This window comes from Pseudoalteromonas sp. (assembly GCF_036960685.1).
Classification (GTDB): domain Bacteria; phylum Pseudomonadota; class Gammaproteobacteria; order Enterobacterales; family Alteromonadaceae; genus Pseudoalteromonas.
The window spans coordinates 40,494-53,446 of record NZ_JBALXK010000009.1; the positions used below are offsets into that span (position 1 = coordinate 40,494).

Sequence of the window (12,953 nt, forward strand, 5' to 3'; positions counted from 1 at the left end):
CTAGTTGGTTATTATGATCTGGGTTGATTACGCCATACTTGGCATTATTGCACTGTCTACTATCATAGGTTTAATTCGTGGCTTTATAAAAGAAGCAATGTCTTTAGCTGTATGGGCAGGTGCATTCATCATATCTAGTTTGTTTTACCAATATTTAGCTTCCTTCCTAACCAGTATTTCTGAACCCCTTTTAAGAAATGCAGCGGCCATTGCCATATTATTCTTTGCGACGCTATTGTTAGGCGGATTGTTAAACTACCTGCTGGGTGAACTGGTACATCGTACTGGCTTATCTGGCACAGACCGTGTTTTTGGCATTGTCTTTGGTGCACTTCGTGGCGTGTTGGTCGTGAGCGCGTTACTCTTCTTTCTTGATGCTTTTACTGGTGCACCCAATACGCACTGGTGGGGTAACTCTATTTTGATCCCAGAATTTGGCTTTGTTGTTGAGTGGTTTTTTTCATACCTCGAAAACAATTCAAGCTTTTTAAATTCGGTCAACCGTTAATCGGCGAGGAAAAATTTCATGTGTGGTATCGTTGGAATAGTCGGAACATCTCCTGTAAATCAGGCGATTTATGATGGCTTAACTGTTTTGCAACACCGTGGCCAAGATGCTGCGGGCATCATTACCATTGAAAACAACACCTTTAGTTTACGTAAAGCGAATGGCTTAGTGAAAGATGTATTTCACACCCGCCATATGAAGCGCTTACAAGGTACTATTGGTATCGGTCATGTACGCTACCCGACTGCTGGTTCGTCTAGCTCGTCAGAAGCACAACCGTTCTATGTTAACTCACCGTTCGGTATTGCTTTAGCACACAATGGTAACTTAACTAATGCAGAGCAGCTTAAAGAGCAATTGTTCTGTGAAGCACGTCGCCACGTTAACACAACGTCAGATTCTGAAATCTTACTTAACATCATGGCTCATGAATTAAGTAAACCAAACAAACTAAAGCTTGACCCAGAAGATATTTTTAACGGCATTACTGAAGTTATCAATAAAGTTCAAGGTGGTTATGCAACTATTGCGATGGTTATTGGCCACGGTATTGTTGCGTTTCGCGATCCAAATGGCATTCGTCCATTAGTATTTGGTAAGCGTGAAACCGCACACGGTACTGAGTACATGTTTGCTTCTGAAAGTGTGGCACTTAAAACCGACGGTTTTGAATTTGTCCGCGATGTAGCCCCAGGTGAAGCAATTTATGTAACTGAAGCCGGTGAGTTTTATTCACAAGCCTGTGCTGATAAAGCGTCTTACTCACCGTGTATTTTTGAGTTTGTTTATTTCGCACGTCCAGATTCAAACATTGACCGTATGTCTGTTTACGCCACTCGCGTTAATATGGGTACTAAATTAGGTGAGAAAATAGCACGTGAATGGGCTGACAAAGACATTGATGTAGTTATTCCAATTCCTGAAACATCATGTGATGTTGCACTGGAAATTGCCCGCGTACTTGATTTACCGTACCGTCAAGGCTTTGTTAAAAACCGTTACATTGGTCGCACGTTTATCATGCCTGGCCAAGAAATGCGTAAAAAGTCAGTGCGTCAAAAGCTTAATGCGATTGACCGTGAGTTCAAAGGTAAAAACGTATTATTAGTGGATGACTCAATTGTACGTGGTACTACCTCAGCTCAAATCGTTGAAATGGCTCGTGAGTCTGGCGCTAAAAACGTTTATTTTGCCTCTGCGGCACCAGAAATTCGCTTCCCGAACGTTTATGGTATCGATATGCCATCAGCTGCGGAGTTGATTGCTCATGGTCGCGAAGTTGAAGACATCAATGCAAGCATTGGTGCTGATGGTTTGATTTTCCAATCATTGCCTGATTTGATTGCTGCGGTATCGCAAGAAAACCCAGAGATCACACGCTTTGAAACGTCAGTATTTGACGGCCAGTATATTACTGGCGGAATTGACCAAGATTACTTAAATCGCATCGAACAACTACGCAATGACTCAGCAAAAAGTAGCCGTGAAAGTGCAATGTCTTCTGGTTTAGAGTTACATAACCAAGAAGAAAATGGTTCGGATTAACGCTTTCGTTAAATTCTAGACATAAAAAAAGGAGCTATATTAAGCTCCTTTTTTGTGAAGGAAAGAAATAATAACACTACTTTTTACTACATTTTACAGCTGCTAACGTGAAACTAGGAATTATGTAAAACTAGGACTTACAATACCATTGGTCCACAATATGGCGGTGACAGCTAAAATAATCACCAACAAAATCAATCCGCAGGTTACCACTGAACTTGCATAAATAAAGCCACGCTCCTGCGGTATGTGCATTAAAATTGGTACTCCCGTATACAATAAATAAACTGAATAAGCTAAGGCAACCATACCTGCACAGACCACAAACCATAACTCTGGCCAAAATGCCGCCAGTGCAGACATAAATACCGGTGTTGAAGTGTAGGCAGCAAGTTCTAGCGTTTGGGTAAAGGTAGGCTCAGCGCCAAATGTTACCGCCATCCAATGCGCTAAATAAGCCAACGCAAATACACCGACAATTAAAGCCGCATACATCGCTGCTGCAATTAATAGTGCACTATCATGAGTTAAAAATACTGGATTACCAGCCCCGATGCTCCAGCCTAAATAAACGGACGAATAATAGCCCATTGCTGAAGGAAATAACGCGATCAGTAATATATGCGAAAGGCTATAGGTCAAGCTTTCGTGACGATTATCAATTGTTTGCCACTCTTCGAGTGGATGAGCATAAATGCCCCATAAATGGTTTAATATCATAGTGTGTGCCCCATAAAAGGAAGTAGACGCTGTTTTATTTTTATACAGCTTGTATTAAGTTATGGTTCAGTTGTGGGGCCTTGTCAAGCAACCGCTCTGTGAAAAATATATAGGCATAACCACATTAAAATTTAGCTTGGTTTTATTCTCTCGATGGTTTCGTGGTAAAATAATCGTTCAATGAATTTAATTTTAATGAGCAGCTTAACCCGTGCCATACAGCCAACTTTTACAACCAATCAATGAGTTTCTTATTTGCGAAACGCCTCAAGCATGGATTGAGGAAGCCGTTAAAAAGGAAAACCTCGCGGTTATTTTAATTGATCATCTGATTTGTGAGCTTAAGGCCGCGCAGTCGGCAATGTTTTTGATTCGTAAATATGCCGTTGATAAAGACAGCAGTGACGCATTGCTTGAGTGGCTTAAGCCATTTGAAACACTTATTTATAAGCGGGAAGGGAATTGGCGCGATCTTGCGGCGAAAAATAAACTGACTAAAGCCGTGATCCCAAAATCTGATTCAGCTTATGGGCAAGATTTGGTTGATAAGATGGTGATGCTGATCAAAGAAGAGTTGCACCATTTTTATCAAGTATTAGAAATTATGGATGAATACGGTGTTGAGTATCAAAATATTACTCCGTGTCGTTACGCTAAAGGCATGCTCAGGCATGTAAAAACCTTTGAGCCTGATGCGCTAGTAGATAAGCTCATAGTGGGTGCTTACATCGAAGCGCGCTCGTGTGAACGTTTTGCAAAGCTTGCGCCCCATGTAGATAAACGCTTAGGCGATTTTTATATCTCATTACTTCGCTCAGAAGCGCGCCATTTCCAAGATTATCTAACGCTTGCTCAAGAAATTGCTGGTTTTGATATTAGTGAGCGGGTGACGTTTTTTGGCGATATTGAAGCTGAATTGATTGCTACACCAGACACCGATTTTAAGTTCCACAGTGGGGTACCTGTTTAACTGTTATCTATTATCTAACCTGAACCGGCTTGATAAAGCATTGGAGCGAGTGTTCAGGTTTATATCATTACCTTCATTGTCATGCTTCACTTCCCCTTTTTTGCAAATCTAATTATATAACCTCATCTTTTATTGTGATTTTAAGACTATTTGACGGAAAATTTTGTCATAAGTTCGAGCTATGGGCTATTGTTTTAGTAATAGGAAATACTGCACGTTTTTATTTTCGGTTAGTCATGGAGAATTTTATGGTCACGAGTGAGCCTCATTTTAAGTTTGCCCAAGAGACGACTCAAACAGAAAAAAAACAACAATGTTGGAAAATCCTCACCGTTGAAGACGATCATAATTACCAGAGTGCATTACTGAATAGTTTCAAGGCCATTTCAATAGACGGTGATTACCAATTAGAATTATTAACCGCTCAGTCTGTGGCCGAAGCGGCCTCTATTTTATCTATCCACAAAGATATCGCCCTCGTTTTTATTGATGTTGTAATGGAAGAGGATGACTCAGGTTTGCGACTAGTTGATACCATTCGTAATGTTATCGGCAATGGTGAGATGCGAATTGTACTATTAACTGGCCAACCAAGTTTTGCGCCTGAACGCCAAGTTATGGAGTCATTAGACATTGATGAGTATTGGAACAAGTCAGATATTAATATCGAAAAACTGCAATCAATCGTCACCAGTAATTTAAGAACTTATAATTATATTGCACAAATCTCTAATGCTAAAAACGGCTTGCAGCTGGTTCTTGATGCGGCAAGAAGTATTAGCAGTAAACATGATCTTCGCTCCTTTTCACAGGCGGTGTTAGAGGAAATAGGTAAAATACTGAAAATATCTGAAGGCGGTGGGGTATTGTGCTCTGGTAATAGTCAATCGGCGGCGGTCCCTGAGGTAATTAGCACCAGTGGTTGCTTTAAAAATATTGTAGGGCGAAACTTGACTCAAGATATAATTGAGGAGCAGGTTTATCTAGATGTACAGACTGCAATAAAAACCAAGCAACATGTCTTTACTTCTCATTACTCGGTTTTTTATTTTGATACCCATGATATAGATATCAATCACTATATAACCATCGTTAAGTCGGTCAACCCAATAGATGAACAAAACATTTATTTACTCAGGGTATTTAGTGAAAATGTGAGTACGGGGTTCTCAAATATTGCTCTATTAAATCGCCTGACAGAGTTAGCTTATGCCGATGTGACCTTGAATATGCCTAATCGTAATTGGCTGCAACGTGAAATCGAAAATATGAACACCGTTGAGCAACAAGCAACCCAGCTATTAGTATTTGAAATACTTCAGTATGATGAAAAATTATTCAGTTTTGGGTTTGATTACTGCAAAAAATTGGTAAAAAGCTTACAGCGTAATATAAGGCAGCAGTTTGCAGGCAATCAGCCACGCATTGCGTTGTTCAATAAAGATGCTTTGGGAGTATTAATTGCCAATGACATTCAATTTAGCCAACAAGTTATCAATGGATTAATACGACAAACATTTAAAGTTGACGGGGTTACCCAGTTATTAGATGTGAAAGTTTTAGCTGTGGATTTAAGTTATGTTGCGCAGAATACACCTGCACAAATATTTAATTTGGCGGAATCAACATTAAATGACGACAAATCTAAAGCTGCTGAGTTTATCCGCTTTACCAGTCATGATAGCCAAGCATTAACACGTCGTTACACGCTGTTACAACAATTACGTACAGCCATCAGAAAACAACAGCTTACCATTGCGTTGCAACCAAAGGTTGATTTACAAACAAGAGAACCAGTTGGTTTTGAAGCTTTAGCACGTTGGCAACTTGAAGATGGCAGCTTTGTTAGGCCTGATGAGTTTATAGAGTTAGCAGAGACAGCGGGTTTGATTAACGTTTTGGATAAACAAATATTCGATCAAATCTTAATTGCGATAAACACGCTTCGCATTGCGGGGTTTGAGTTACCTATTTCCTTTAATGCCTCCACGTATGATTTATTATCACAAAGCTATTTTGATGATATAGCCGAAAAAATAGCAAGTCAGCACGTTAATCCGCACTTGCTTGAATTAGAAGTAACTGAAACACAAGCAATTTATAATTATGAGAAAATTAATCGGTGCCTACAACGGTTCGCAGATCTTGGCTTAAAAATAAGTATCGATGATTTTGGCACTGGCTATTCATCACTGGCACATATTGCTGAAATCCCAGCTCATGCGATAAAAATAGATCGGTGTTTTGTAAGTAACTTACGAACAAACAAATCGAGTGAGCACATCATTGAAATGATTATTATGCTTGCTGATAAGTTTAATTTTGAGGTGATTGCAGAAGGTGTAGAGACAGAGTTTGAACATGATTGGCTAGCGTCAATTGGCTGTAATAAAGGCCAAGGCTACTTATACGCAAAACCGATGTTTATTGATGACGTACTTAGTTGGTTAGAATCTTACTATGGCCGTCAGTAAATGGAATTAAATAAACAACAAGTCAGCGTTATAACGCACAGAGCGATTATTAAATTTAGTTTTGTTTGTCTAATCACATTATTGGTTAGTTGGTTGGTGTTCCACCTATCTTACCAGCACGATTTAACGAAAATAAGGCAGTCGCAAGAGCAAAGTATTATTTATGCAAATACGGCGTTTAGTAAAGAGTTAGGCAATATTCGAAAATTAGTTAAGTTGCTTGTATCCAATCAAGCGCTTAGAAGAACTGAGCCCATGGATGATGACTGGCAAGTGGAGCAGTTAAAACAGTACTTTATTGATTTTGGCCAAGCCGCGGGGAATATATCGCAAATACGTTGGTTGGATACCGAAGGACAAGAGCAGTACCGAGTTAATTTTACTAAAGGTAATTATGAGGTAGTAGCGCGAAATGAGCTGCAAAATTAATTATCTCGGTATTATTTTCAGCAAGGTATATTGGTAAGTCCTCCGGATATATATACATCAGCGTTAGATCTAAATATTGAACATCAAGTGATTGTGGACCCATACCAACCGACAATCCGTGTGACATACCGTACATTAGCTGAAGATCATTTAGTTAATGGATTATTAGTGGTCAATTTCGATTTATCTGAACTGTTCACTCAGCTCAGAGCTAGTATTGAGCCCTTAACCCAGTTGCAAGTTTTAAACTCTAATGGTTATTGGTTGCTAAATAAGCAACGCGACAAAGAGTGGGGGTTCATGTTAAGCCTCCACGAGCAGACATTAGCGGTAGAATCACCGGCGTTATGGGCTAAGATCAATAATTCTGCCGCTGAAAAGATAGTGTCTTTTTCTGAAGATGCACTCATGAGCTTTTTTAAGTTGGCGACTTTCACCAGTAATTCATCTTTGGCACAAGATAACCATATTATTATTTTGGCGGGTAGCGCGGTACATGTTTTTGATTCTGCTTTTAATCAGGCATTAATGTATGGATTTATATGCAGCTTTATTTTATTACTTTTTAGTGGCGCATATTTATATCGTGACTATCGTTTTCAGTTAAAGCTATTAAACGCATCTATACTGCTTAAGGGTGAGCAATTGGAACTCACTGCTGCTAATAAACAGTTAAAAAAGTATGTAACTCAACAACAACAGTTGCAAGATGATTTGGTCGAAGCTCAAAAGTTATCATCATTGGGTATGATGGTCGCCGGTATAGCACATGAAATGAATACACCTGTTGGCGGGGCGGTTATTGCTACCTCTAATACCCAAGCCATTAGTAAAAAGCTGCAAGAGCAAATAGACAGCGGCGTCACTAAAACATTTTTAACGCAAAGCCTCATATCTATGGATGATAATTTGCAGCTTACTCGAATCAATTTAGATAAAGCAGTACAACATATTAAAAGCTTTAAACGAATGGCGATAGATAGGGCAAGCGACCAACTGGTCAGTTGCGATATTAATAAAATAGTTGATGACTTATTTTTTAGTTTATCGCCTCGTTTTAAAGCCACTAGAATTGATGTTCAAAAGCACTTAGATGTAACGTTATTGCTTATGAGTCGTCCCGGAATTATTTCGCAGATTATCGAGAATTTGATTTTGAATGCTATTGAGCATGCATTTGCTGAAGGTGAGTCGGGAGTTATTCAAGTACGCGCGGTCAATTTAGGAAAAGATATTGTCTGTATTACGGTTGCTGATAATGGTAAAGGGATTGATAGCAGTTTAATTGATAACTTATTCGACCCTTTTGTTACCACAGGTCGTAAGGATGGACATACTGGTTTAGGGCTCTATATGGTCCATCAATGGGTGACGAAAATTTTGCAAGGCCGTATGCATTTAGTTCAAAACAAGCATTTGCCAGATGAGATGACAACTCAATTTGAAATATTGTTACCTATAGATATTTCGACGATTTAATTGTAATGAAAGGGTTCGTGTTGAGCTATTAACGCTTTAAAAATTCTAGGTATTGCTTTTGCTCAGTTTCTGAAAAACCGTGGCTTGCTAGAACGTTAGCTGCTTCACCATTGATAATTATAGTTGTTAAGCCAGCTTCAAGCTGGGCAAGCTGCTGTTTACTATGTACAGAAGACTTAGAAAAAATAATGTAAAGATGATGATAAGCTAAATGTGGCTCAATATATTCAATATCAGCGTTGCTATTAGTTTGTAAGTTGACGTTATTTTTCAACCAATACTCACCTACTTCTTTAGTACCAGCGACCAAATCCACACGTCCAAGCTGTAAGATACGTAAGCTGCTGAGCAAATCTTGGGTCTCTGTAATCGCTAAATCCGGTTGTGTGCTAAAGTCATCGCTGACAATGTAATCGCTGCCTATGCTTATACTGTAAGGTAATAAAGAAGTCAGTGTACCATCGTAATGTATTTCACTGTCTTTTCGTTTAAATAACCCAGTGAATGAACGTGCTAGTGGTCGAGAATAATAGAAGGTTTTCTCTCGCTCGGGACTAAAGTAAGCACCTAGAACCGCAGTTCGTTTATTTCGCTCAAGTAGCTTGATGGCACGTCCCCAGGTTGTATATTCAATATCGACCATAACCTTTTGAGTGGCTAATGCACTGATCACAATATCAGCTAACCAACCTTGTTGTGGCAGTTGCTCAGCAAAGTAGGGAGGGAAAGGCTCAGTAACAAAAAGCCATTTATCTTGGCTGTGTACATGGCTTGTATAAAGTAGCCAAACTAGTATGAAGCAACGTTTTAACATTGTAGCCCGTGTTTGCAACTGACAATATTGTAAGCGTAGCTAATTATTTAGATTTGTGCGAATGGCTTATTAACTAGGGTTTGTGTTTGGGTGTTAACCACTAAATAAGAGCCTTGGTCGTACCAATCACCAAGCACCGTGCGAGTGAGGGTTTTATTGTTTACTTGATAATGATGAACATCGGGCCTGTGGGTGTGTCCGTGGATCATATTAGTTACTTGATGTTTGGCAAAAACATCAAGAACAGCCTGCTCGGTCACATCTAAAATCTCTAACGCTTTGCCAGCTTGGTTCATTTTTGATTTTTCTCGGGCGTTTTGCGCTACTTTACGACGATACCACAGCGGCATAGCCAACATTAATCTTGGCCACCACCAACCACGGGCTTTTTTGCGAAACTTTTGATACTCAATATCTTGAGTACACATTTCATCGCCATGTAATATAACTGTTGGTGTGCCATACAAATCAATCACCAGCTGTTCTGGTAATAAAGTCATACCAGCTTGTTTGGCGTATTTATCGCGCATAATAAAATCACGGTTACCGTATACAAAGTAAACCGGTGTGCCATTGTCTCGCACTGCTTTTAAATGCTTTGCAACTTCTGTTGAGAGTTCTGTGACATAGTCATCGCCTACCCATACTTCAAAAAAATCACCTAAGATGTAAAGTGCATCAACATCTTGATCAAGAATATGAGCTTCTAAAAACTGAAAAAATGCCGTCGTAATATCTGGACGGTTTTCACTTAAATGAAGATCGGCAATAAAGTATGTTTGGCGCATGAGGACTCGTGGTTAATAACGAAGAAACAAAAAAGCGGATAACTACATCCGCTTTATAATATACCCACCAGCCCCAATTCGCGAGCTTGAGACTAAGTGAGCACAAAGCTAACTTAGTCTACAGTTACGCTTTTGATGATAACGTCATCAAGCGGTACATCTTGATGAAAGCCTGTGCTGCCAGTAGCAACGGCTTTAATTTTCTCAACTACGTCCATGCCTTCTACAACTTCAGCAAATACGCAGTAACCCCAGCCTTGTGAAGTTTCACTGCTAAAGTTTAAGAAGTCATTGTCGTTCACGTTAATGAAAAACTGTGCAGTAGCTGAATGTGGATCCGGCGTACGTGCCATTGCCAATGTACCTTTGTTATTTGAAAGGCCATTGTTTGCTTCGTTTTGAATAGGGTCATGTACTTCTTTTTGCGTCATACCAGGCTCAAAACCGCCGCCTTGTACCATGAAGCCGTCAATTACACGGTGGAAAATAGTGCCGTCATAAAAACCTGCATTTGCATACTGTAAAAAGTTTTTAACTGTGTTTGGCGCTTCGGTTTTGTGCATGTTAATGGTGATATCACCAAAATTTGTGTGTAGAACAACCATGAGGTTTCCTATTAGCTGAATTAATTGGCGCTATTTTATCTTAGTTAGCTAAGATTAACAAAGTGCTTATTCAATTGATAAAGCGCTAGAGCAGGGGCTTTTCAAGTGTTAACATAGTCAATCAAGCAAACAGTCAAGGACTTATAGTAAATGGTAAATATATACAACACACTCACGCGTCAAAAAGAGCAATTTAAACCTATGGTCGATGGCAAAATCGACATGTATGTGTGTGGTATCACCATTTATGATTTTTGTCATATTGGTCATGCACGTACATTTGTAAGCTTTGACGTGATTGTTCGTTACCTGCGCCACGTTGGTTATGATTTAAAGTATGTGCGCAATATCACTGATGTAGACGATAAAATCATCAAGCGAGCTAATGAAAATGGCGAAGCGATCAATGATTTAACCGTACGTATGACTAAAGCAATGCATGAAGATTTTGATAATCTCAATATGCTTCGCCCTGATATTGAACCGACAGTGACAGGCCACATGGATGAAATTATCGAAATGGTTGAACGCCTTGTTACTAAAGGCCATGCTTATGTAGCCGCTGATGGCGATGTGTTGTTTGACGTATCGACGTTTGAGCAATACGGTGCGCTTTCTCAACAAGACCTAACTATGTTGCAAGCGGGCTCGCGTATTGAAGTGGCACAGGACAAAGATGATCCGCTTGATTTTGTATTGTGGAAAAAAGCCAAAGCGGGTGAGCCATCGTGGTCTTCTCCTTGGGGCGAAGGTCGCCCTGGTTGGCATATCGAATGTTCGGCAATGAGTTCAAAGCATCTTGGAGAGCATTTTGATATTCACGGTGGTGGTTCAGACTTACAGTTTCCACACCATGAAAATGAAATTGCGCAATCATGCTGTGCAAATAACGGTAAGTATGTAAATACCTGGATCCACACAGGTATGGTGCAGGTAAATAAAGAAAAAATGTCTAAATCATTAGATAACTTTTTTACCGTGCGTGATGTGCTTAAAGAGTATGATGCTGAATCAGTACGCTACTTTTTGATCTCAGGCCATTACCGTAGTCAGCTAAATTACTCGCAAGAGAATTTAGACCAAGCCCGTTCTTCACTTGAACGTATTTATACTGCACTGCGTGGTGTTGAACCTATCGCGTGTGAGCTTGACGGCAACGACTATGTGGCTAAGTTTAGAAAAGCCATGAACGATGATTTTAATACGCCAGAAGCATTACCGGTGTTGTTTGAATTAGCCAAAGAGCTGAACCGTGTAAAAGACACTGATGCAGAGCATGCAAGTAAATTAGCATTTGTACTGCGCAGCCTTGGTGAAGTATTAGGGGTTGCACAACAAGCACCAGGGGCCTTCTTACAAGGCGGTCAAGCAGATGACGAAGTGGCAGAAATTGAAGCATTAATCGTTAAGCGTAATGAAGCGCGAACAAGTAAAGACTGGGCTGCCGCCGATGAAGCTCGCGATGCACTTAACGCATTAGGTGTAGTGCTTGAAGACTCTGCCGGTAAAACAACCTGGCGTAAAGCGTAAGTCTATTCGTTAAAAAAGTTAAAAAAGGTTGCCAAATTGGCGACCTTTTTTATTTTTTGTATATTGACCTCAACTTAGCTTGAGGTTTTATGTTTGCATTTCTTAATTTATTAAAGGAATGAAATGAATATTCTTCTTGCTATGATCCCCGCATTTCTATGGGGTACCACCTATGCGGTAACAAAATATGCAACACCAGATTGGCCGCCCGTTTTACTCGGTGCAATACGGGCATTACCCGCTGGTTTACTATTATTACTTATCAAGCCAACGTGGCCAAAACGTAACCAATGGCGAGGTTTGATATTATTAGCTTTAGTCAATATCGCTTTATTTTTTAGTTTTATTTTTGTGATGGCGATTAATTTGCCTGCTGCAATTGCTGGGGTGGGTATGGTATCAGTGCCTGTTGTTGCTTTATTGTATGCATGGTTGTTTAAAGGGCAACGGCCTGCGCTATTACAATCTATGTGTGCGTTAACATTAGTTTATTTGGCGTGGCGGCTATTCGATCCACAGCACGTTGCAGTCAATATGTTAGGTATTGCTGCGTTGATAGGGGCATTATTAACAATAGTGATTGGCAGTACTTTGGTACAAAAGATCACCACACATATTCATTGGTGGACAGTACTAACTTGGCAACTCATTCTAGGTGGTGGAGTGTTGCTAATTGCCGCAGCAGTACAAGCGTTTTATATTGAGCCACAAGCTTACCAGGTCCTCGCTAAAGCGTTTACACCAAGCCAATGGTTTGTACTTTTTTGGTTAGTTGTGCCTAATACTGCGCTTGCTTATGCACTATATGTTTGGTTACTTGGGCGAATGACGGTGGTTGAATTTACGTTTGGCACTATAGCAAACCCAATTGCAGGAATTATTTGCGCAGTGGTGTTATTGGGCGAGCAATATCAACCGTGGCAATACACGCTCATGGCGTTAATGATTTTTTTCTCTGTGCTACCGCAATTGTTAAAACTAACACGGCACCAGCGCTCAGCAAAAATAGCCTAACAAAGCTGTTTTTCTTAACAACAAAGGGTTGCTGATCAGCAACCCTTTTAATATTAATAAAAGCAAAAATTAATGGC

The 12,953-nt window shown here is 39.9% G+C and carries 12 protein-coding genes; 8 read left to right on the plus strand and 4 right to left on the minus strand.

Annotated elements, in window-relative coordinates; genetic code table 11:
• Positions 1 to 13: 13 nt before the first annotated feature.
• Together V7783_RS09435 and purF are read left to right on the plus strand one after the other, a co-directional pair.
• Positions 14 to 508 (plus strand): CvpA family protein, encoded by a 495-nt coding sequence (locus V7783_RS09435; RefSeq protein WP_016710222.1) that lies wholly within the window; start codon positions 14 to 16, stop codon positions 506 to 508.
• 18 nt (positions 509 to 526) lie between these two features.
• A complete protein-coding gene (purF, locus tag V7783_RS09440; protein ID WP_335678518.1) occupies positions 527 to 2,053 on the plus strand; it encodes an amidophosphoribosyltransferase in 1,527 nt (508 codons plus the stop codon).
• A gap of 120 nt (positions 2,054 to 2,173) precedes the next feature.
• On the opposite strand, the gene V7783_RS09445 is transcribed toward purF, so the two are convergent.
• A complete protein-coding gene (locus V7783_RS09445; protein ID WP_335678519.1) occupies positions 2,174 to 2,773 on the minus strand; it encodes a Yip1 family protein in 600 nt (199 codons plus the stop codon).
• A gap of 211 nt (positions 2,774 to 2,984) precedes the next feature.
• Here V7783_RS09445 and miaE point away from each other — a divergent pair, with 211 nt between their 5' ends.
• The 4 genes from miaE (at position 2,985) to V7783_RS09465 (ending at position 8,125) form a co-directional block, all read left to right on the plus strand.
• Positions 2,985 to 3,743, plus strand: coding sequence for a tRNA isopentenyl-2-thiomethyl-A-37 hydroxylase MiaE (gene miaE / locus V7783_RS09450; protein WP_335678520.1), 759 nt, complete (start codon positions 2,985 to 2,987; stop codon positions 3,741 to 3,743).
• Positions 3,744 to 3,991: 248 nt separating this feature from the next.
• A complete protein-coding gene (locus tag V7783_RS09455) occupies positions 3,992 to 6,217 on the plus strand; it encodes a GGDEF/EAL domain-containing response regulator (RefSeq protein WP_335678521.1) in 2,226 nt (741 codons plus the stop codon).
• Positions 6,218 to 6,646, plus strand: coding sequence for a hypothetical protein (locus V7783_RS09460; RefSeq protein WP_335678522.1), 429 nt, complete (start codon positions 6,218 to 6,220; stop codon positions 6,644 to 6,646). It begins immediately after the preceding gene.
• A gap of 30 nt (positions 6,647 to 6,676) precedes the next feature.
• Complete coding sequence (locus V7783_RS09465) at positions 6,677 to 8,125, plus strand: sensor histidine kinase (RefSeq protein WP_335678523.1); 1,449 nt, start codon at positions 6,677 to 6,679, stop codon at positions 8,123 to 8,125.
• Positions 8,126 to 8,153: 28 nt separating this feature from the next.
• On the opposite strand, the gene V7783_RS09470 is transcribed toward V7783_RS09465, so the two are convergent.
• From V7783_RS09470 to V7783_RS09480, 3 genes are all read right to left on the minus strand, one after another.
• Entirely contained in the window at positions 8,154 to 8,939 is a 786-nt protein-coding gene (locus V7783_RS09470; RefSeq protein WP_335678524.1) for a substrate-binding periplasmic protein, read from the minus strand.
• A 47-nt stretch (positions 8,940 to 8,986) separates the two neighbouring features.
• A complete protein-coding gene (locus tag V7783_RS09475; RefSeq protein ID WP_335678525.1) occupies positions 8,987 to 9,727 on the minus strand; it encodes a UDP-2,3-diacylglucosamine diphosphatase in 741 nt (246 codons plus the stop codon).
• A gap of 113 nt (positions 9,728 to 9,840) precedes the next feature.
• The gene (locus V7783_RS09480) at positions 9,841 to 10,332 is read right to left on the minus strand and encodes a peptidylprolyl isomerase (RefSeq protein ID WP_335678526.1); all 492 of its coding nucleotides are present in this window, start codon (positions 10,330 to 10,332) and stop codon (positions 9,841 to 9,843) included.
• A 150-nt stretch (positions 10,333 to 10,482) separates the two neighbouring features.
• Between V7783_RS09480 and cysS the strand changes: the two genes are divergently transcribed.
• Together cysS and V7783_RS09490 are read left to right on the plus strand one after the other, a co-directional pair.
• Positions 10,483 to 11,862 (plus strand): cysteine--tRNA ligase, encoded by a 1,380-nt coding sequence (gene cysS / locus V7783_RS09485; protein ID WP_335678527.1) that lies wholly within the window; start codon positions 10,483 to 10,485, stop codon positions 11,860 to 11,862.
• A 123-nt stretch (positions 11,863 to 11,985) separates the two neighbouring features.
• Complete coding sequence (locus tag V7783_RS09490; protein WP_335678528.1) at positions 11,986 to 12,876, plus strand: DMT family transporter; 891 nt, start codon at positions 11,986 to 11,988, stop codon at positions 12,874 to 12,876.
• Positions 12,877 to 12,953: the final 77 nt, after the last annotated feature.